The sequence below is a fragment of the Streptomyces sp. NPDC047072 genome, assembly GCF_040643855.1.
In the GTDB taxonomy this organism is placed as follows: Bacteria; Actinomycetota; Actinomycetes; order Streptomycetales; family Streptomycetaceae; genus Streptomyces.
In genome coordinates, this window is the sequence record NZ_JBEYVC010000071.1 from 18,742 (window position 1) to 36,802 (window position 18,061).

Annotated in this window: 18 protein-coding genes and 1 pseudogene; 12 read left to right on the forward strand and 7 right to left on the reverse strand. The window is 70.3% G+C overall.

The genetic code is table 11. The features are described 5' to 3' along the window. Nucleotides 1-15 precede the first annotated feature (15 nt). The 8 genes from ABZ896_RS27315 (at nt 16) to ABZ896_RS27350 (ending at nt 7,729) form a co-directional block, all read left to right on the forward strand. Entirely contained in the window at nt 16-1,152 is a 1,137-nt protein-coding gene (locus ABZ896_RS27315; RefSeq protein ID WP_360934453.1) for a VOC family protein, read from the forward strand. Beyond that, a complete protein-coding gene (locus ABZ896_RS27320) occupies nt 1,149-2,096 on the forward strand; it encodes a fumarylacetoacetate hydrolase family protein (RefSeq protein WP_360934456.1) in 948 nt (315 codons plus the stop codon). Before ABZ896_RS27315 ends, ABZ896_RS27320 begins: the two co-directional genes overlap by 4 nt. After that, the gene (locus tag ABZ896_RS27325; RefSeq protein ID WP_360934459.1) at nt 2,093-3,973 is read left to right on the forward strand and encodes an acyl-CoA synthetase; all 1,881 of its coding nucleotides are present in this window, start codon (nt 2,093-2,095) and stop codon (nt 3,971-3,973) included. Before ABZ896_RS27320 ends, ABZ896_RS27325 begins: the two co-directional genes overlap by 4 nt. A gap of 1 nt (nt 3,974) precedes the next feature. Beyond that, entirely contained in the window at nt 3,975-4,325 is a 351-nt protein-coding gene (locus ABZ896_RS27330) for a DoxX family protein (protein ID WP_360934462.1), read from the forward strand. 8 nt (nt 4,326-4,333) lie between these two features. Further along, a complete protein-coding gene (locus ABZ896_RS27335; RefSeq protein ID WP_360934465.1) occupies nt 4,334-6,088 on the forward strand; it encodes an FAD-dependent monooxygenase in 1,755 nt (584 codons plus the stop codon). Between the two features lie 86 nt (nt 6,089-6,174). Beyond that, nucleotides 6,175-6,960, forward strand: a complete 786-nt coding sequence (locus ABZ896_RS27340; protein WP_360934468.1) for a hypothetical protein — start codon at nt 6,175-6,177, stop codon at nt 6,958-6,960. Next, entirely contained in the window at nt 6,957-7,349 is a 393-nt protein-coding gene (locus ABZ896_RS27345; protein WP_360934471.1) for an SDR family NAD(P)-dependent oxidoreductase, read from the forward strand. The genes ABZ896_RS27340 and ABZ896_RS27345 overlap by 4 nt, the downstream gene beginning before the upstream one ends. Beyond that, nucleotides 7,346-7,729 (forward strand): SDR family NAD(P)-dependent oxidoreductase, encoded by a 384-nt coding sequence (locus ABZ896_RS27350; protein ID WP_360934474.1) that lies wholly within the window; start codon nt 7,346-7,348, stop codon nt 7,727-7,729. Before ABZ896_RS27345 ends, ABZ896_RS27350 begins: the two co-directional genes overlap by 4 nt. A 7-nt stretch (nt 7,730-7,736) precedes the next feature. Here ABZ896_RS27350 and ABZ896_RS27355 read toward each other — a convergent pair whose 3' ends face one another. Next, nucleotides 7,737-8,366, reverse strand: coding sequence for a TetR/AcrR family transcriptional regulator (locus tag ABZ896_RS27355; RefSeq protein ID WP_360934477.1), 630 nt, complete (start codon nt 8,364-8,366; stop codon nt 7,737-7,739). 123 nt (nt 8,367-8,489) lie between these two features. Here ABZ896_RS27355 and ABZ896_RS27360 point away from each other — a divergent pair, with 123 nt between their 5' ends. Genes ABZ896_RS27360 through ABZ896_RS27370 form a run of 3 tightly spaced genes read left to right on the forward strand, consistent with a single transcriptional unit; the run spans nt 8,490 to nt 11,976 of the window. Continuing rightward, nucleotides 8,490-10,100, forward strand: a complete 1,611-nt coding sequence (locus tag ABZ896_RS27360) for a bifunctional 3-(3-hydroxy-phenyl)propionate/3-hydroxycinnamic acid hydroxylase (protein WP_360934480.1) — start codon at nt 8,490-8,492, stop codon at nt 10,098-10,100. 8 nt (nt 10,101-10,108) lie between these two features. Then, nucleotides 10,109-10,972 carry an alpha/beta fold hydrolase gene (locus tag ABZ896_RS27365; RefSeq protein WP_360934484.1) on the forward strand — a complete coding sequence of 288 codons (864 nt, stop codon included), beginning with the start codon at nt 10,109-10,111 and terminating at the stop codon, nt 10,970-10,972. Then, nucleotides 10,969-11,976: a VOC family protein gene (locus ABZ896_RS27370; protein ID WP_360934487.1), complete on the forward strand. Its 1,008-nt coding sequence runs from the start codon at nt 10,969-10,971 to the stop codon at nt 11,974-11,976. Before ABZ896_RS27365 ends, ABZ896_RS27370 begins: the two co-directional genes overlap by 4 nt. Nucleotides 11,977-12,037: 61 nt before the next feature. On the opposite strand, the gene dmpG is transcribed toward ABZ896_RS27370, so the two are convergent. Genes dmpG through mhpD form a run of 3 tightly spaced genes read right to left on the reverse strand, consistent with a single transcriptional unit; the run spans nt 12,038 to nt 14,783 of the window. Next, entirely contained in the window at nt 12,038-13,051 is a 1,014-nt protein-coding gene (gene dmpG / locus ABZ896_RS27375; RefSeq protein ID WP_360934490.1) for a 4-hydroxy-2-oxovalerate aldolase, read from the reverse strand. After that, the gene (locus ABZ896_RS27380) at nt 13,048-13,977 is read right to left on the reverse strand and encodes an acetaldehyde dehydrogenase (acetylating) (RefSeq protein ID WP_360934493.1); all 930 of its coding nucleotides are present in this window, start codon (nt 13,975-13,977) and stop codon (nt 13,048-13,050) included. The genes dmpG and ABZ896_RS27380 overlap by 4 nt, the downstream gene beginning before the upstream one ends. Then, the gene (mhpD, locus tag ABZ896_RS27385; protein ID WP_360934496.1) at nt 13,974-14,783 is read right to left on the reverse strand and encodes a 2-keto-4-pentenoate hydratase; all 810 of its coding nucleotides are present in this window, start codon (nt 14,781-14,783) and stop codon (nt 13,974-13,976) included. Before mhpD ends, ABZ896_RS27380 begins: the two co-directional genes overlap by 4 nt. Nucleotides 14,784-14,882: 99 nt before the next feature. Here mhpD and ABZ896_RS27390 point away from each other — a divergent pair, with 99 nt between their 5' ends. Next, nucleotides 14,883-15,605, forward strand: a complete 723-nt coding sequence (locus tag ABZ896_RS27390) for an IclR family transcriptional regulator (RefSeq protein WP_360934534.1) — start codon at nt 14,883-14,885, stop codon at nt 15,603-15,605. Between the two features lie 107 nt (nt 15,606-15,712). On the opposite strand, the pseudogene ABZ896_RS27395 reads toward ABZ896_RS27390, so the two are convergent. The 3 genes and pseudogenes from ABZ896_RS27395 to ABZ896_RS27405 form a co-directional block, all read right to left on the reverse strand. Then, nucleotides 15,713-16,273 (reverse strand): annotated as a pseudogene (locus tag ABZ896_RS27395) (amidohydrolase family protein); the annotation flags it as partial. 275 nt (nt 16,274-16,548) lie between these two features. Further along, nucleotides 16,549-17,355 (reverse strand): SDR family oxidoreductase, encoded by an 807-nt coding sequence (locus ABZ896_RS27400; protein WP_360934499.1) that lies wholly within the window; start codon nt 17,353-17,355, stop codon nt 16,549-16,551. 48 nt (nt 17,356-17,403) lie between these two features. Next, nucleotides 17,404-17,973 carry a TetR family transcriptional regulator gene (locus tag ABZ896_RS27405; RefSeq protein ID WP_360934502.1) on the reverse strand — a complete coding sequence of 190 codons (570 nt, stop codon included), beginning with the start codon at nt 17,971-17,973 and terminating at the stop codon, nt 17,404-17,406. Nucleotides 17,974-18,061 lie beyond the last annotated feature (88 nt).

Sequence of the window (18,061 nt, forward strand, 5' to 3'; positions counted from 1 at the left end):
TTGGAAGTGGTGACCATGGCTGTTCACCCCGGCACCCACAACGACCTGCACTCCGAGCAGGGCGCGCTGCCTGGAGAGCATCCGGGGCGCGCGGCGAACCCATTGATCAAGGTCCACGACATCGCGTGGCTGGAGTTCTCCAAACCCGACCTGGACCGTGCCGAGGTCTTCGGCAGGGCGTTCGGCTTCGTGACGTCCTACCGCGACGGTCGCGAGCTTCATCTGCGGGGCACCCAGGCGGGAGCCCCCTGCGTGATCATCCGCAAAGGCCGCCGATCACGGTTTCTCGGTCCGGCCTTCCGGGCCGTCGACACCCGCGATCTGCTGCGACTGGGAGACGCGCTCGGCGCCCAGGTGCGCCCACTGCCCGAGGCACTGGGCGGGTCGGTGGTCGAGCTGTCCGCCCCCGATGGGCTGCGAGTGCGGGTGATCGCCGACACGGACGAGCTGCCCGCCCTGTCGGGTCAGGATCCGCAGCGGTTCAACTTCGGCGGTGACATCGACCGGGTCAACGGCACCCAGCGACCGCCCCGTGAGCCGGCCGGCGTGCGGCGCCTGGGCCATGTCGTCCTGCAGTCGACGACGTACCGGCGCACGCTGGACTGGTACCTGGAGCACCTCGGCCTGATCGTCAGCGACTTCCTCTACTACGAGGGGCAGCGCGAGCGCGGCCCGACCATGAGCTTCATCCGCTGCGACCGCGGCGGCACGCTCACCGACCACCACACCCTCGCCCTGACGCTGGGGCCCTCCAACCGGTATGTGCACTCGGCGTACGAGGTCACCGACCTCGACGCGCTCGCCGCCGGGGGCCAGTACCTGCTGCGGGAGGGCTACCGGCGTTCCTGGGGGATCGGCCGGCACATCCAGGGCAGCCAGATCTTCGACTACTGGCGCGACCCCGACGGCTTCCTCGTCGAGCACTTCACCGACGGCGACATGTTCGACAGCACCCTCGAACCGGGCTGGGCCCCTATGACGGCCTCCGGCCTTGCCCAGTGGGGGCCGCCGGCGACCAGGGACTTCCTGGGCATCGCCCCGGGACGGGAGGCGCTGGCCGAGCTGCGCTCGATCCTCACCTCTCTGCGAAAAGACGACAACGAGTTCGACCTCGACCGCCTGCGCGGCCTTCTGAAAGTGGCTTCTTCGTGAGTATCACCGTCCTCCGTACCGCCGACTCGTGGTGGGTCGCGCTCGACCAGCGCGAAGCCGTCCCCGTCGACACCACCGCGACCACGACCGCCGAGCTGCTGACCGACCTGACGCCAGTCAGCGCGGCCCGTTCGGGCGGATCGTCCGCGCAGGCGCGCAGCATCAGCACCCTCCAGCTGGTCTCCCCGGTCACCGCGCCCTGCCGGGTGGTCGCGCAGATGACCAACTTCGTCTCCCACGTGCGCGATTCGGGCATGGATCCCGCGACCGTGCCGCTGACCTTCTTCCGTAAGACCTCCGGATCGATCAGCGGCCCCTTCGACGAGATCGTGAAGCCCGCCCATGTCCGGTTCCTGGACTACGAGATCGAACTCGGCCTGGTCATCGGACGCCCGCTGAAGGTCGGCGCCACCGTGACCCCCGTCAACTGGAAGGACCATGTCGCCGGCCTGGTCATCACCAACGACATCTCCGCGCGCGACGTCCAGCTGCCCAAGACCCAGTTCTACGAGGCCAAGTCCTACCCGACCTTCACGCCGGTCGGCCCCTCGCTCGTCCTCCTCGACGCCGACGAACTCGACCGGCTCTCCCAGCTCAGGCTCGTCCTCAAGGTCAACGGCGAGATCCGCCAGCACAGCGACCTCACCGAAATGATCTACAACCCGCTCCAGGCACTCCAGGAACTGTCCCGCTTCCAGGCCCTCGGGACCGGTGACCTCGTCCTCACCGGCACCCCCGGCGGGACGGCCCTAAAGGCCCCGCCGAAGGTGGTGGAGATCATCGGCTCCCTCCTGCCCCCCGCGGCCAAGTGGAAGGCGTTCTTCAACTCCCAGGCGAAGAACGCCAAGTACCTCCGCGACGGCGACGTGGTGGAGCTGTCCATCCGTACCCCCGACGGAACCATCGACCTCGGCATCCAGCAGAACAAGGTGAGGTACGCGTGACCACCAGCACCGACACCGCCATGACGTGGCCACGCTACGACCGACCCGACGACCTGGCCGCCATCGAGGCCACACCGCTCGCCGAACGCGGCCTGCCCGCCACCTCGTACGACCTGCTGCGCCGCGCGGCCGAGCAGTGGCCAGAGCGGACCGCGCTCACCGTCCTGCCCGACGCCGCGTCCTGGCGCACGCCCAAGAACCGCACCTACGCGGAACTGCTCGCCGACGTGCACCAGACGGCCAACGCCCTGCAACGGCTCGGCATACGCCGCCACGACACCGTAGCGCTGCTCTCGACGAACTGCGACGAGCTGCTCACCGCCCTCCTGGCCGCCCAGCTCGCCGGCATCGTCACCCCCGTCAACCCGGCACTCGCCCGCGACCACGTCGCCGAGCTGATCCGCCGCTCCGGCGCCCGCGTCGTCGTCACCGCCTCGCCGGAACTGGACGCGGAGGCGTTCGCAACGAGCGCGGCGCTGGCCGAGGAGGGGCTGGTGGACCACGTACTGGTGCTGCGCCCGACCGCCGCCGAGACTCCCGCCGTGCTGCCGACGGTGGAGAACGCCACCGTGGCGTACCTTGCCGACGCTGTGGCCGACTGCCCGCGCGACCGGTTCCTCGGAGCACCGCCCACCGCCGCGGACCTCGCCTCCTTCTTCCACACCGGCGGCACGACCGGGGCACCGAAACTCGCCGCCCACACCCATGCCAACGAGATCGCCGATGCCTGGACGATCGCGGCCAACTCGCTGCTGGACGAGAACTCGGTGGTGTTCGCCGCGCTGCCGCTCTTCCACGTCAACGCGCTCGTCGTCACGCTGCTCGCGCCCCTGTTCCGGGGCCAGCGGGTCGTGTGGGCGGGGCCGCTCGGCTACCGGGACATCGCGCTCTACGGCGAGTTCTGGCGCATCGTCGAGCACTACCGGATCGCCACGATGAGCGGCGTGCCGACCGTGTACGCCGTCCTGGCCACCGTGCCCGTCGGCGAGGCGGACATCAGCTCGATGCGCGGCGCGGTGGTCGGCGCCTCCGCACTGCCCGAGGGCGTGCGGACGAGCTTCGAGGCGGCGACCGGGATCACGCTGCTGGAGGGTTACGGCCTGACCGAGGCGACCTGCGCCAGCGTCCGCAGCTTCCTGGACTTCCGTCGGCCCGGGTCGGTCGGGCAGCGGATGCCGTACCAGCACATCCGGATCGGGGACGGACTGCCGCCCGGGGAGGTCGACACCATCTTCATCAGCGGGCCCACCGTCTTCCCCGGTTATGTCGAGGGGCGCGACGAGAACGGCTACCGGATCAGCGGGCAGGGCAAGATCGTCGACGGCTGGCTGGACACCGGCGATCTCGGCCACCTGGACGAGGACGGCTTCCTCTACCTCACCGGCCGCGCGAAGGACCTCATCATCCGCGGCGGCCACAACATCGACCCACGGGTCATCGAGGACGCCCTGCTCTCACACCCCGCGGTCACCGGCGCCCAGGCCGTCGGCCAACCCGACCAGCGGGCGGGCGAGGTACCGGTGGCCTACGTGACGGTCGGGAACGACATGGTCGGCGAGGCCGACCTCCTCGCCTGGGCAGCCGAACACGTCGGCGAGAAGGCCGCCGCCCCCAAGGCCGTACGCATCCTCGACGCCCTGCCTGTCACCGCGGTCGGCAAGCCCTACAAGCTCCCGCTGCGCGCCGACGCCACCCGCCGTGTGCTGGCCGAAGCCCTCGTCGACATCGACGACGTCGAAGAGGTGCGTGCCGATGCCGACTCCGGGACGGTCACGGTCACCGTGACTCTGCGGACGCGGGCGGTCGAGGCCGAAGTGGCGCGCAGGCTCGGCGACTTCGCAGTGCCCTGCCGCATCGTCACGCTGGAGGACGCCTGACATGAGCGCCCTCGACACCATCCTCACCTGTCTTCTGGCCCTCTGGTTCACGCTGCTGAGCGCCGGAAAGCTGCTCGGGACGGCTCAGATGGCCGAGCGAGCCGCCCATCTGGGATTCACCGTCGGCGGCTACCGCGTCATCGGCGCGCTCGAACTCGCCGGTGTTCTCGGCCTCTTCGCCGGATGGTCGGTCACCGGCCTGGGGATCGTCGCCGCGGCCGGCTTCCTCCTCCTGCTCGCCGGCGCGGTCCTGGCGCACCTGCGGGCCGGAGACCGGCTGCCCGCGGCGGCACCGGCGATCCTCTCGGCCGTCCTCGTCGTGGCCTACCTGATCGCCCTTCTCCAGAAATGAGCCACGAGATGAGCCACGCGACGAACGAGCCGACACCTCCGGCGGTCGAGCAGACCGCGGTGCTCGTGGTCGGGGCGGGCCCGGTCGGCCTGACCCTGGCCCTGGAGCTGGAACAACAGGGAGTGCAGACTCTCTTGCTGGAGCGGAACGCCTCCACAACCCGGCATCCCAAGATGGACGTCACCAACGGCCGCAGCATGGAGCTGTACCGCCGCCTCGGCATCGCGGACGACCTGCGCAAGGCCGCCATCCCCGGCGACCGCCGTACGAAGGTGACGTGGGCGACGAACGCGGCCGGCTGGGAACTGGCGTCGTTCGAGTACCCCAGCGTCGACGACCAGCGCGCGAAGAACCGCGAGCGCAACGACGGCACAGGGCCCTTGGAGCCCTGGATGCGGGTCTCCCAGGTCATCCTCGAACCGGCGCTGCGTGACCTGCTGCTGGACCGGGCGAAGCACGTGACCGTGCAGTACGGGTGGGGGCTGGAGAGCTTCGAGGAGGACGCCGACGGCGTCACCGCGCACCTGGTCTCCGCCGATGGCGCGAGCCGTCGCACGGTTCGCGCCCGCTACCTGGCCGGCTGCGACGGCGCGGGCAGCCGCACCCGCAGACAGCTCGGCATCGGCCTGGACGAGATCGACCTGCGCAAGCTGGTCGTCAAGGAGATCGGCCTGCCCCGCACGGTGGCGGCCCTCGCCCGCGCCTTCCGGGAGCGGGGTGAACGACCGGCGGACGGCCGCTTCTACTTGGTGCACTTCACCACGAAGGACCCGGCCGTTCTGAACCGGTTCGGTACCGTCTGGCACCTCCAGTCCCCCGACGGCTGGACGCTGATCTCGCAGAACGACGGCGACACCTTCACCCTCCACGCCCCGCTGGGCGTGGGCACGGACGCCGACCGCATCGACCCGCGCGAGTTCCTCTTCGAACGCCTTGGCTGCCGCTTCGAGGCGGACGTGCTGGTCGCCAACGCCTGGACACCGCGCCTGACCGTCGCCGACTCCTTTGGCCGCGGCCGGGTCTGGCTCGCGGGCGACGCCGTCCACCAGGTGACCCCGACCGGCGGCTACGGCATGAACACCGGCGTGGGCGATGCCATCGGCCTGGGCTGGGCGCTCGCCGCGGTACTCCAGGGCTGGGGCACCCCCGACCTCCTGAAGGCATACGAGCACGAACGCCGGGCCGTGGCCCTGCGCAACCGCCAGGCTGCCGCCCGGCACGCCCTCGTACGGGCCGCCATCATGACCGCCAACCGGGCCGAACTGCACAGCGAACGCTGGCTCGGCGCCCGCACCCGGCAGCGCGTCGGTCGCGAGATCCTCGACCTGGGCAACCTGGAGAACGAGGCCCTCGGCATCGAACTCGGCTACCGCTACGACGGCTCACCCGTCGTCTGCCCCGACACCGCACCCGGCGCCCGGGCACCCCGCCAGACGATGGACGAGTACGTGCCCGGCACTTGGCCGGGCGCGCGGCCGCCGAGCGTTCTGCTGGCCGACGCCAGCGCGCTGTTCGACCTCTTCCACCCGGCCGGCTTCACCCTGCTGCGCTTCGCCGACCACGACGTCACCGCGCTCACCGACGCCGCCACCGAACGCGGCGTCCCCCTGGAGGTCGTCGACGTGCGAGACCCGCACGCCCGCGCCCTGTACGAACGAGACCTGGTCCTCGTACGACCCGACCAGCACGTCGCCTGGCGTGGAGACACCGTGCCCGCCGACCCACTGCGCATCGTCGACCGCATCCGGGGCGCCCGCCACTGAGCGTGCGCCCCGGCGAGCGGCAAGTGCCCGGTCGGGCCCGGGACTTGCCGCTCCCCAGTCCGTACAGGATCCGTACAGGAGCAGACATGAGCCGACCTGTGAAGACCACCTCCTACATGTCCCCCGTCTGGTTGCGCGCGGATCTGCCGCGGGAGTCAGCCCTCGGGTACTGGGCCGGGCCGCACGCGCAGATCGCGGGGCGGCTGCCCAACATGGCCGAGTACGTGCAACGGCACTTCTCGCCCACCGACCACGGCTACTGGCCGTCGTCGCCCACCGTGGGCACGGTGATCCCGCCGAGCTGGCGGTGCGACGGCGTGGCCGAGGTCCGCTTCGGCAGCACGGCCGCCGCGCTCGGCATGCCGATGCACATGCGGGAGGTCTACCTGGACGAACAGAACGTCTTCGAACGCGTCCTCGGACAGGTCACCGGCCCGGGCGGAGGCCGCTGGTGGACCGACGGACACGACGACGCCGTAGGCCACCGCACGGTTCTGCTGCTGCGGCGGCGCCGAGGTGTGAGCGGCCGTACCTTCCGGCGTTTCGTCCACGACCGCATCGGCCCGGCGCTCCACGAGGCCGGCGCGCGGGATCTGCGGACGTACACCTTCCTGCCGTGGTCGCGGTTCGTGCACCCCACGCTCGGCGTCTGTCACGACAACCCGACCTTCCGCCGCTATCACGCGAGCGTCGTCGTCGGTGCCGACAGTCGTGCCGCCATGGACGATCTGCTCAAGTCCGAGCAGGTCGCCGGGATCGTGGCCGAGCAGCGGACCGTGCTGACAGCCGTCCACGCCTACACCGTGGAGCGGAGCGTGCCGGTCATCCGCGTCGGTCCGGCGCTGGTCACCGGAGGGCAGGTCACACAATGAGTTCGGTCAGAGGCAAGGTCGCGGTCGTCACGGGCGCCGGCTCGGGCATCGGCCGCGCGGTCGCGTTGGAGCTCGCGCGCCGCGAAGCAAGCATCGCCGTGTCGGACGTCGATCCCATCGGCCTGTGGGAGACGGCCGACCAGGTCGCGGCACTCGGTGCGCGCGTGCATCAACAACTGCTGGACGTGAGCGACGCCGTCGCGTTCGAGACCTACGCGCACACGGTCGCCGAGCACTTCGGTGTCGTCCACCAGATCTACAACAACGCCGGCATCGGTGCCGGGCGCGCCTTCCTCGACAGCGAGTTGCGCGACTACCAGCTGGTTCTCGGGGTCAACCTCTGGGCCTCAACGGATATATGGCCCAACCGGATCACGGCCCGTATGTGACCTCGAAATTCGCCATTCGCGGGTTCACGGAGACGCTGCGGATCGAGATGGCGTTCGCCAACCACCTGGTCACCGTCACGTGCGTCCATCCGGGCGGCGTCAAGACCAACATCGCGGTCAATGCCATCGCCGCCGCCGAGAGCGAAGGCCTGGAGCCCACCGCGGCGGACCGGGCCCGCGCGAGGGTCATCAACGACAAGGTGCTCAAGATGGACCCGGCCAAGGCGGCCAGGATCATCGTCGACGGCATCGAAGCCAAGCGTCCGCGGATCCTCGTCGGCACCGACGCGAAGATCGCCGACCTACTCGTACGGCTGATGCCGCGCCGGTACACCAAGCTGGTGGTGACCCTGAACCGCCACCTGCTCGCACCCAGGTAGGACTCCGTCAGGAGTCCCCCGCTGCCATGCGCATGGCCGCCTCGTAGACCAGTCGCGCATGCAGTTCGAACATGGCCACCAGGTCGACGGCGTCGCCGCCGATCTCCCGCTGGACGAACAGCCCGTCGGCGCCGGCGACGGCATAGGTCGTGAGGGTGCGCACGGCGCCTTCGTCCAGGGCGGGAAGCAAGGTCCGGATGACTTGGGTGATCTTTTGGCTCGCGATGCCGCGGACCTGGAGGAAGGCAGTCCGCCCCCGGGGCTCCGTGGGCCGCCGCTCCAGGGCGAGCATGAGGCCCAGGCGCAGGAAGTCCGGCGCGTCGACCAGGGACTTCGCCACGTTCGCCGCCATGGCCGTGACCCGCTCCAGCGGCGTACCTGTCTCCTCACCCGGCATTTCGACGGCCGCGAGCCAGGTCTCGAAGCTGCGCTCGATGACCGCGGCGATCAGGTCGTCCTTGTCCTTGAAGTGCCAGTAGATCGAGCTGGCGGGCAGTCCGCACTTGGCGCTGACCGCCGCGATGGACGTGCCCTCGTATCCGCGCTCGCCCGCGATCTCCACGGCGGCGTCGAGGATCCGCAGCCGCGACTCGACCCCGTTCGCACGCTTCTTGCGAGCCGTCTGCGCACTGGTCATGAAGGTGCCCTTCCCGTCGCCACGGCCCTTGACCGTCCCTGCCGTTCAGCTTACCGTAGCGGCCATTCCAACTGGAGTGAACGCTACAACAAGAGCCGCAAGGGACGACAGTGAGGTGGCCTGGTGAGCGGTGTCAGTGCCGAGGAAAGAGCCGAGGGCAGCGAGGCCGACACGTACGACGTGGCGGTGATCGGCTACGGGCCGACGGGAGTGACCGCGGCGAACCTGCTCGGGGCGATGGGCCTCAGGGTCGTCGTGCTGGAGCGCGACGCCGAGGTGTTCGCCCGCGCCCGGGCCATCTCCACGGACGAGGAGGTCGTACGCATCTGGCAGCGCGTCGGCCTGGCCGAGCGGCTGAAGCGGGACATGTTGGCGGAGCGGCCGCTGGACTTCGTGGACGCGCGCGGCCGCGCCTTCATCAGCGCGCACCCCACCCCACGCGGCCATGGCCATCCGCCGCAGATGTTCATCTACCAGCCGGCGCTGGAGCAGGTACTGCGTGCGGGAGTCGACCGCTACCCGAATGTGGAGGTGCTGCTGCGGCACGAATGCGTTCGCCTCCAACAGGGCGTGGACGACGCGGAGTTGACGGTCCTGAACACCGCCGACGATGCGGTACGACGGTTGCGTGCCGCGTACGTCGTCGCGGCAGACGGCGGCTCCAGCCTCACCCGCGCACAGCTGAACGTGGGTTACGAGGGACGGACGTACGAGGACCGCTGGGTGGTCATCGACACCAAGATGCTCAGGCCCTGGCCGGACCACGACCGCCTGCGCTTCCGCTGCGACCCGGCCCGCCCGGCAGTGGACTGCCCGACGCCCCTCGGTCACCACCGCTGGGAGTTCCCGATCCTGCCCGGTGACGACGAGACGTACCTGACCACCGACGAGGCGATCCACTCGATGGTGGCGCGGTACGGGATCGGCCGGGACCAGATCAAGATCCTTCGGGCGACCGTCTACAGCCACCACGTCCGCTTCGCCGCCCGTTTCCGGGTCGGCCGGGTCTTCCTGGCGGGAGACGCGGCCCACGCGATGCCACCGTGGATCGGCCAGGGCATGGCGGCCGGCGTGCGGGACGTGGCCAACCTGTGCTGGAAGCTGGACGCCGTCCTGCGCGGCGAACTGCCGGAGAGCCTGCTCGACAGCTACGAGGCCGAACGCAAGCCGCACGTCAAGGAGATCACCGAACGCGCGGTGTTCGTCGGGCGGATCATCACCGAACGACGCCCGGCCGTCACCCGGGTCCGCGACTCCGTGCTGCCCGTCGTGAACCGAGTCCCGCGCTTCAGCCAGTGGCTCCAGGACTCCAACTGGATCCCGGTAGCCCACTACGCCGACGGCTTCCAGGCCCGCCCTCGCACCAAGGCGACCGGGCTCCAGATACCGCAGCCCTGGGTGACCGTCCCCAACGGCAGCCGGGCCCGCCTGGACGACGCCCTGGGCGGCCGGTGGGTCCTCCTGCTCGGGGACCTCGCCGCGCCCCAGCCCGCATGGGAGCGCCTCGGCATTCCCTCGCTCGGGGTCACGCCCGCCGGCTCCCGCCCGGCCGAGGGCACCCTCGTCGACGATGACGGTGTCCTGCTGCCCTGGATGGCCAAACGCCGCGTCACCACCCTCGTCCTGCGCCCGGACGGCTACGTCTACGCCGCCGCGCCCGCAGGTGCCGAACTCCCCCCGCCCCCGGCCGGATTCAGCCCCGCACCGCGCAAGTCCGCCTCCCTCACCCGGTAAGGACCGTCATGACCACACACACCGAACTGCCCCCGATGCGGGAGTCCCGGCTCGACGTCGCAGGCAAGAAGATCTTCGTCGCGGAGACCGGTGACGGTCCTCCCGTCGTGCTGCTGCACGGCGGCGGACCCGGCGCCTCCGGCGTCTCCAACTACAGCCGAAACATCGAGGAGTTGGCGAAGGAACACCGGGTCATCGTCCCCGACCTGCCCGGCTACAGCCGCAGCTCCAAGGGCATCGACCCCGCCGACCCCTTCGGCAGCCTCGCCGCGGGCATCCGCGGCCTGCTCGACGAACTCGGTCTGGACAAGGCCCACCTGGTCGGCAACTCCTACGGCGGCGCCTGCGCCCTGCGCCTCGCCCTGGACACCCCGGACCGGGTCGACCGCATGGTCCTCATGGGCCCCGGCGGCATCGGAACCACCCGCGCCCTGCCCACCCCCGGCCTGAACAGCCTGCTCAACTACTACACCGGGGACGGGCCTTCGCGGCTCAAGCTGGAGAAGTTCATCCGCCAGTACCTGGTCTTCAACGCCGCCGACGTCCCCGACAGCGTCATCGACGCCCGCTACCGGGACAGCCTCGACCCGGAGGTCGTCGCCAACCCGCCGCTCCGGCGTCCGAAGTCGCTGCGCGCCTTGTGGAGGATGGACTTCACGCGCGACGCCCGCCTGTCCCGGTTGCCCGTACCGACCCTGGTCCTGTGGGGCGCCGACGACAAGGTCAATCGGCCCTCCGGCGCCCGGATGCTGGCCGACCGCCTGCCCAACTGCGACCTCTACATGGTCGCCAACACCGGCCACTGGGTGCAGTTCGAACGAGCCGACCTCTTCAACCGGCTGTGCGCCGACTTCCTGGCCGGCCGCCGATGAACAGCACCACTTCTGTCTTCGGCGCTGTCCATCTCGGTTACATCGTCATCGAGAGCAACCGCTTCGCCGACTGGCGCCGCTTCGGCACCGACGCCATCGGCATGCACCACGACGCGGTGGACTCGCACCTGATGCGCTTCCGCCTCGACGAGCAGGAGTGCCGATTCCTTGTCCGCCGCGGCCCTGCGGAGGACGTCGTTGCCACCGGCTGGCACATCGACGACCACGCCGGTTTCGAGCAGATCGAGGCGCGGATACGGGCCCACGGCGTCCCTGTAGTCGAGGGCACGGCTGAGGAAGCGGCCCTGCGCGGCGTCGAACGCCTACTGCGCTTCCCCGGACCCAAGGGCATCACCCAGGAGATCTACACCACCCCGCGCATGGCCTCCGAACCACTGCGCATGCTCGCCTCCGGCTGGGTGACCGGCGACTCCGGCATGGGACACATCGCGATCACCTCCACCAAGCCGACGCAGTTGCGCGGCTACTTCAGTACCGTCTTCGACGCCCGTCTCACCGACTACATCGACGAGGCCATCAGCGGCGTCAAGCTCAAGGTCCGCTTCCTGCGGGTCAACGAACGCCACCATTCCATCGCGATCGCTGCCGTCCGCGGCCTGCCCATCGACCCGATCCGCACCCGCGTCCAACACCTCAACATCCAGGCCGCCTCACTCGACGACCTGGCCCGCAGCTACGACCGCGTGCACGAACTCGGCTTCGACATGGCCCTGTCGGTGGGGCAGCACACGAACGACAAGGAACTGTCGTACTACGCCCGTACCCCGTCGGGCTTCGAATGGGAGGTCGGCTGGAACCCCATCGTCATCGACGAAGCCACCTGGCAGCCCAGCACCCACCAGGGCATCAGCATCTGGGGCCATACCCCGGTCGGGCAGACGATCATCGACAAGCTCGACCAGTTCCGGCTCGGAGGCCTCTCCCTCTCGCGTCGCGAGGACACCGTGCCCTCGCTCAGCGGTGCGGGTATCCCCGACGACTGACCGGCTCCACGCGAAGGGCCCAATGCGCCGATCCGCACTGGGCCCTCCATCCGCTGCCCGATCACGCCTCGGCGCGGGCGACCAGGTCCAGCGCGATGTCGGTGATCATGTCCTCCTGGCCGCCGACCATGCCCCGGCGGCCGACCTCGACCAGGATGCTGCGCGTGTCGAGCCCGTACCGGGCGGCGGCGGTCTCGGCGTGTCGCAGGAAGCTGGAGTAGACACCCGCGTAGCCGAGGCTGAGCGTCTCGCGGTCGACCCGGACCTCGCGGTCCTGGAGCGGTCGTACGAGATCGTCGGCGGCGTCCATGAGCGGGAACAGCTCGCACGCGTGCTGCCAGCCCATCAGGTCGGCGACCGCGACGAACGCCTCCAGAGGGCAGTTGCCCGCGCCGGCGCCCTGGCCGGCGAGGGAGGCGTCGACGCGGACGGCTCCGCTCTCGACGGCGACCACGCTGTTGGCGACGCCGAGTCCGAGGTTGTGGTGGGCGTGGATGCCCAACTCCGTGGCCGGGTCGAGGACTTCGCGGTAGGCGCGGAAGCGGTCGCGGACGCCGTCCATGGTGAGCCGTCCGCCGGAGTCGGTCACGTACACGCAGTGGGCGCCGTAGGACTCCATCAGCTTGGCCTGGCGGGCCAGTTCGGCCGGTCCGGCCATGTGGGACATCATCAGGAACCCGGCGACGTCCATGCCCAGGTCGCGGGCGGCGGCGATGTGCTGGGCCGAGATGTCGGCCTCGGTGCAGTGAGTCGCCACGCGGACCGAGCGGATGCCGAGGCGGTGTGCCTGGCGGAGGTCGTGCAGGGTGCCGATGCCCGGCAGCAGGAGGGTTGTGGGTACGGCGTGATGGCCGACGTCGGTGACGGCCTCGATCCACTCCCAGTCGGTGTGCGCGCCGATGCCGTAGTTGATGCTGGAGCCGGCCAGTCCGTCGCCGTGGGCGATCTCGATGGCGGCCACGCCCGCCGCGTCCAGGGCGGCGGCGATGGTGCGGGCCTGCTCGACGGTGTAGCGGTGCCGGACGGCGTGCATGCCGTCCCGGAGGGTGACGTCCTGGATGTACAGAGCGGTCACTTGGCCGCCTCCCTGATGTGGGCGGCCATGCGTTCCGCGGTGCGCAGCGCGGCCGAGGTCATGATGTCGAGGTTTCCGGCGTAGGCCGGGAGGTAGTGGGCGGCGCCCTCGACCTCAAGGAAGACGGAGATTTTCAGGAGTTCGCCGCCGGGGGCCAGGGTGCGCAGCGGGTCGTCGGCCGCGACCCGCTCGTACTGCACCTTCTGTTTGAGCCGGTAGCCGGGCACATACGTCTGGACGCGCCCGACCATCTCCTCGACCGACGCGGTGACGGCCTCTGTCGCGCACTCGGAGACCAGGCAGTGCACGGTGTCCCGCATGATCAGCGGGGGTTCGGCCGGGTTGAGGACGATGATCGCCTTGCCGCGCGAGGCGCCGCCGACCTGTTCGACGGCCGAGGACGTGGTCTCGGTGAACTCGTCGATGTTCGCCCGGGTGCCGGGACCGGCGGAGCGGGAGGCTATGGACGCGACGATCTCGCCGTAGTGCACGGGCGACACGGCGTTGACCGCGGCGACGATGGGGATCGTGGCCTGGCCGCCGCAGGTGACCATGTTGACGTTCGGCGCGTCCAGGTGGGCGTCGCCGTTCACAGGCGGCACCACGTACGGGCCGAGCGCGGCCGGGGTGAGGTCGATCAGGGTGCGGCCGAGCGGGCGCAGGATCTCGTCGTGGTGGCGGTGGGCGCCGGCCGAGGTCGCGTCGAAGACGAACTCCACATCCGCGAACTCGTCCATCTTCACCAGGCCCTCCACACCCTCATTGGTCGTGGCCACCTTGAGGCGGCGGGCGCGGGCCAGGCCGTCGGAGTCCGGGTCGATACCGGCCATCGCGGCTATGTCCAGGTTCTCCGAGAGGCGCAGAATCTTGATCATGAGGTCGGTGCCGATGTTGCCGGAACCGATGATGGCGACCTTGGTGGTCATGACCGCGCCCCTTCCTGGGCGAACCCGACCTGGACCGAGCCCAGGCCGAAAATGTGGGCGTCGAAGAGGTCACCGGGTGCGGCGGGGGCCATCGGGCCGAGGGCGCCGGTCAGCACGAGGTCGCCCGCACGCAACGGGTCGTCCCGCTCCGCGAGCGCCTGGGCCAGCCAGACGGCCGCGTTGAGGGGGCTGCCGAGACAGTCGGCGCCTGTGCCCTGGGAGACGGTCTCCCCGTTTCGGGTCATGGTCATCGACACCGACCGCAAATCCAGCCCGCTCAGCGGCACGGGGGTGCCGCCGAGGACGTACAGGCCGCAGGAGGCGTTGTCGGCGACGGTGTCGACGAGGGAGATGTCCCAGCCGGCGATCCGGCTGTCGACGATCTCCAGGGCGGGCAGCGCGAAGTCGACCGCGCGCAGCACGTCCACGACCGTGCACGCGCGGTGCGGGAGATCCTCGGCGAGGACGAGCGCGACTTCGGCCTCCACCTTGGGCTGGAGCAGCCGCCCGGCCGGCACCTCGCCGCCCTGCGGCACGGCCATGTCCGCGAACAGGGCACCGAAGTCGGGCTGGTCCACGCCCAGTTGACGCTGTACGGCCGGGGAGGTCAGGCCGATCTTGTGGCCGACGATCCGGCGTCCGGCGTCCAGACCGCGACGGACGTTGACCTGCTGCACGGCGTAGGCGGTCTCAAGGTCGCCGGTGTCGAACAGCGTCCGCACCGGAGGGCAGGCGGCCCGGGTACGGGCGGCCTCCTCCAGCAGGTCGGCGGCCTTGAGTACGGCCGGGGAGGCGGCGTTCGGCATGGATCCCTCCAGGGAGTGCGAGTGCTGACACCGATATAGACAGCTCGCCGCGAACGAGCCAAGCTTTGTTCCGTGTCACGGAACATCGCGAGCGGCAGCATGTTGGAGAAGGCCGCAGTCATCCTGGAATGCTTCACCCCAAGCGGCGGACCGTTCCGTCTGTCAGAACTTTCGGAGCGCACGGGGCTCGCCAAGCCGACCGTCCATCGGCTGGCGACGGACCTCGTCCGGCTGGGGTGGCTGGAGCGGTCCGGCGCCCAGTACCGGCTGGGCCCGAAGCTGTTCGAGCTCGGCTCGCTGGTCCCACACCGGCTCGATCTGCGTGAGGCGGCCCTGCCGTTCCTCCAGGACCTGTTCGAGGCCACGCGGGAGACCGTTCACCTCGGGGTGCGCGACGGCATGGACGTCGTCTACCTCGAACGCATCCACGGCCACGAGGCTCTCCAGCTCCCCTCTCGCATCGGCGGTAGCCTCCCGCTGACCTGCACCGGCGTCGGCAAGGCCCTGCTCGCCTTCTCCGGTGCCGAGCTGACCGAGGAATTGCTCACACAGCCCCTGCCGAGCCTGACCCCGCACTCGATCACCGACCCGGCGCGGCTGCGCATGGCTCTGGAGAAGATCCGGGTCTCGGGTCTCGCGTACGAGGAGCAGGAGGCGGCGCCGGGAGTGAGCTGTATTGCGGCACCGGTCTTCTCCGGCGGCACTGTGGTGGCCGCCCTCTCGGTTGCTGTGCCGCGCTCCCGCTTCAGCCCCGCCCAACTGGCACCGGCGGTGCGGACGGCGGCGCTGGGGCTGTCGCGGGTGCTGCGCGGGGGCGTGTGAGACGTCATCTCGGGCCGGGAAGGCGGGGCGGTCCCGCCCCCGAAGCGGGGGAAGAGGGCCTCGGCATTGGCACGGTTCACGGCCTTGAGCGAACCCGGCACCAGCGGATGGCTGTCGAGCCCGTTCGCGAAGTACTGCCCCGCCGCCGCAGGCGCGAACGGCCAGTCACTGCCGAACAGGACGTGCCCGGGCCGGGCGAAGGCCGGCAGCGTCGGCAGCGCGGCGGGGCTGGAGGACAGCGCGGTGTCGAAGTAGAAGTCGCGGAAGTCCTCCAGGACGTCCAGCGGGCTGCGCCCGGTGCCGGCGGCGGTCGCGACGGCCATCCGATGCGAGGCGTAGGGGATGAAACCGCCGGCGTGGCTGAGGATGAACCGGATGTTCGGGTAGCGGTGCGGGATGCCGTTGCGTATGAGCAGACAGGCGGCGCGCGTGGTGTCCAGCAGGAAGTCGGCGGCGAACGGAGGGATGCCCTCGACCGGCGAGGCGGGCAAGTCAGCCGGGTGCGCGAACACGACGGCCGCGTTCTCGTCGAGCGCCTGCCACAGCGAGTCCTGCCCGTCGGCTCCCGGATAAGTGCCCCGGTTGTTGGCCGGCAGGGTGACCCCGTCGGCCCCCAGCTCCGTCAACGCCCGCCGGGCCTCGGCCGCGGAGGGGGCCGCATCCGGCATCGGCGGAGTCGTCGAGGAATCCGGTGCCCGGGGTGGGTTCGGAGACAATCGCCGTCTCCGTGCCCAGCAGGTCCATCAGCTCCAGCGCCGACTCGGGACTCCAGTCCGGCAGCGCCCTGCCGCCCGTCTCGGCGATGCCGTGCTTGGCGAGGAGGTCCCGGTAGAAGGCGGGGATGAGGTGCTGGTGGACGTCGATACGGCGTGGCGTGGCGGCCATGAGGGATAGTCAGTGCCGTGTCCGCTACTTCAACCGCGCGGCTCCACACACGGGAAGGTCAGGCGCGAACCCGCTTCAGACCCGGGTTCTGCCGTACGAGCGCGGGCAGCAGGAGGCGCTGGGGAGCCAGCCGCATCAGTCGGCTGACGATCCTCATGGCCAGACCGGCGACGACCACACCACGGTCGCCGTCGAGCGCGTCGATACCGATCCTCGCCACCTCGCGGGACGGCATGTACAGGAACGGCGGATAGCCGTCGCTGTCCAGTCCGGCGGACTGGACGAACTCGGTGTGCACCGGACCGGGACAGAGCACCGCGACCGTGACCCCCGTACCCGCCAGCTCCGCGCGTAGCCCCTCGCTGTACCGCTGCACGAACGCCTTCGTCCCCGCGTAACCGGACTGGCCGGGCTGCGGAATGAAGCCGCTCACGGACCCGACGTTGAGGATCGCGCCACGTCGGCGGGGCACCATCTGCTGCACCGCGCGGGTGGTGAGGTCGATGACCGCCTCGACGTTCACCCGCACCTGGGCGATCTCGGCCTCTACCGGGGAGTTGGCCACCGCGTCGATGGTGCCGATGCCGGCGTTGTTGACCAGGATGTCAGCGGTGAGGCCCCGCTCGGCCACCGTGTCGAAGAGCCGTGCCCGCTGCTCGGCGTCGGCCACGTCGCAGGCGATGACCTCGACCCGGACCGTGCCGGAGAGTTCGGCGGCCAGGTCGCGCAGCCGGTCCTCGCGCCGGGCCACCAGGGTGACGCCGTGGCCGCGCCGGGCCAGTTCGCGGGCGATGTCCGCGCCGATGCCGGACGAGGCGCCGGTCACGATCGCGGTGCTGGTGGGGTGCGGCTTCGGTAGAGGCATACGTCGGCCCCTTCGCGGTAGACCTTGTTCGACAAGGTGTCGGGTGGACTAGACGGCGTCGAGCGTGCGGAGGCCGGCGCGCAGGAAGGCGATCGCCTTGTCGACATCGGCTTCCTGCGCGTGATGGCAGACCTCGCTGACGACCGCTGCCGCCGCGGCGGCGGCCATACGGGGGCCGAAGTCGTCGGGGGAGTCGCCCCGTTCCTCGGCGAGGATGCGGGCGCCCTGCTGGATCACCTCGGTGAGGCGGGCGTTGGTGACGGCCCGCAACTGCGGGTTGAGGTCGAGCATGCGGTCGTGCAGATGGTCCAGATCGCTGTGCTGGGCGATCTCGGCCCGTAGCCAGATCTCCAGCGCGTCCAGAGTCGTCTGCCCCTCCGGCCGTTCCAGCAGCGCGGTGGCCAGCCGGTCCGCGGCCGCGTCGAAGTGGGAGGTCGCCAGTTCCAGCTTCGAGGGGAAGTAGAGCGTGACCGTGCGCGGCGAGACCTCGGCCGCCGCCGCGATGTCGGCGATCGTCGTCGCCTCGAAACCCCGCTCGGCGAACAGTTCGTAGGCCGACCGGAGGATCGCTTCCCTGCGCCGCGCCTTGGAGCGTTCCCGCAGACCTTCGCTCATCATGTGCGCCACTTTACCATCGACTGCTATTTTACAGTCAAGTGCAAAAATGCCTTACGGTGTAACGAGCTGAGCTTCGGACAACTGTGGA

Excerpts from the sequence above, each read along its gene's own strand:
- ABZ896_RS27340 (WP_360934468.1), top strand. The coding sequence starts at position 6,175 with ATGAGCCGACCTGTGAAGACCACCTCCTACATGTCCCCCGTCTGGTTG.
- ABZ896_RS27370 (WP_360934487.1), top strand. The coding sequence starts at position 10,969 with ATGAACAGCACCACTTCTGTCTTCGGCGCTGTCCATCTCGGTTACATC.
- ABZ896_RS27380 (WP_360934493.1), bottom strand. The coding sequence starts at position 13,977 with ATGACCACCAAGGTCGCCATCATCGGTTCCGGCAACATCGGCACCGAC.
- ABZ896_RS27390 (WP_360934534.1), top strand. The coding sequence starts at position 14,883 with ATGTTGGAGAAGGCCGCAGTCATCCTGGAATGCTTCACCCCAAGCGGC.
- ABZ896_RS27330 (WP_360934462.1), top strand. The coding sequence starts at position 3,975 with ATGAGCGCCCTCGACACCATCCTCACCTGTCTTCTGGCCCTCTGGTTC.
- ABZ896_RS27315 (WP_360934453.1), top strand. The coding sequence starts at position 16 with ATGGCTGTTCACCCCGGCACCCACAACGACCTGCACTCCGAGCAGGGC.
- ABZ896_RS27345 (WP_360934471.1), top strand. The coding sequence starts at position 6,957 with ATGAGTTCGGTCAGAGGCAAGGTCGCGGTCGTCACGGGCGCCGGCTCG.
- ABZ896_RS27405 (WP_360934502.1), bottom strand. The coding sequence starts at position 17,973 with ATGATGAGCGAAGGTCTGCGGGAACGCTCCAAGGCGCGGCGCAGGGAA.
- ABZ896_RS27335 (WP_360934465.1), top strand. The coding sequence starts at position 4,334 with ATGAGCCACGCGACGAACGAGCCGACACCTCCGGCGGTCGAGCAGACC.
- ABZ896_RS27400 (WP_360934499.1), bottom strand. The coding sequence starts at position 17,355 with ATGCCTCTACCGAAGCCGCACCCCACCAGCACCGCGATCGTGACCGGC.
- ABZ896_RS27355 (WP_360934477.1), bottom strand. The coding sequence starts at position 8,366 with ATGACCAGTGCGCAGACGGCTCGCAAGAAGCGTGCGAACGGGGTCGAG.
- ABZ896_RS27365 (WP_360934484.1), top strand. The coding sequence starts at position 10,109 with ATGACCACACACACCGAACTGCCCCCGATGCGGGAGTCCCGGCTCGAC.
- mhpD (WP_360934496.1), bottom strand. The coding sequence starts at position 14,783 with ATGCCGAACGCCGCCTCCCCGGCCGTACTCAAGGCCGCCGACCTGCTG.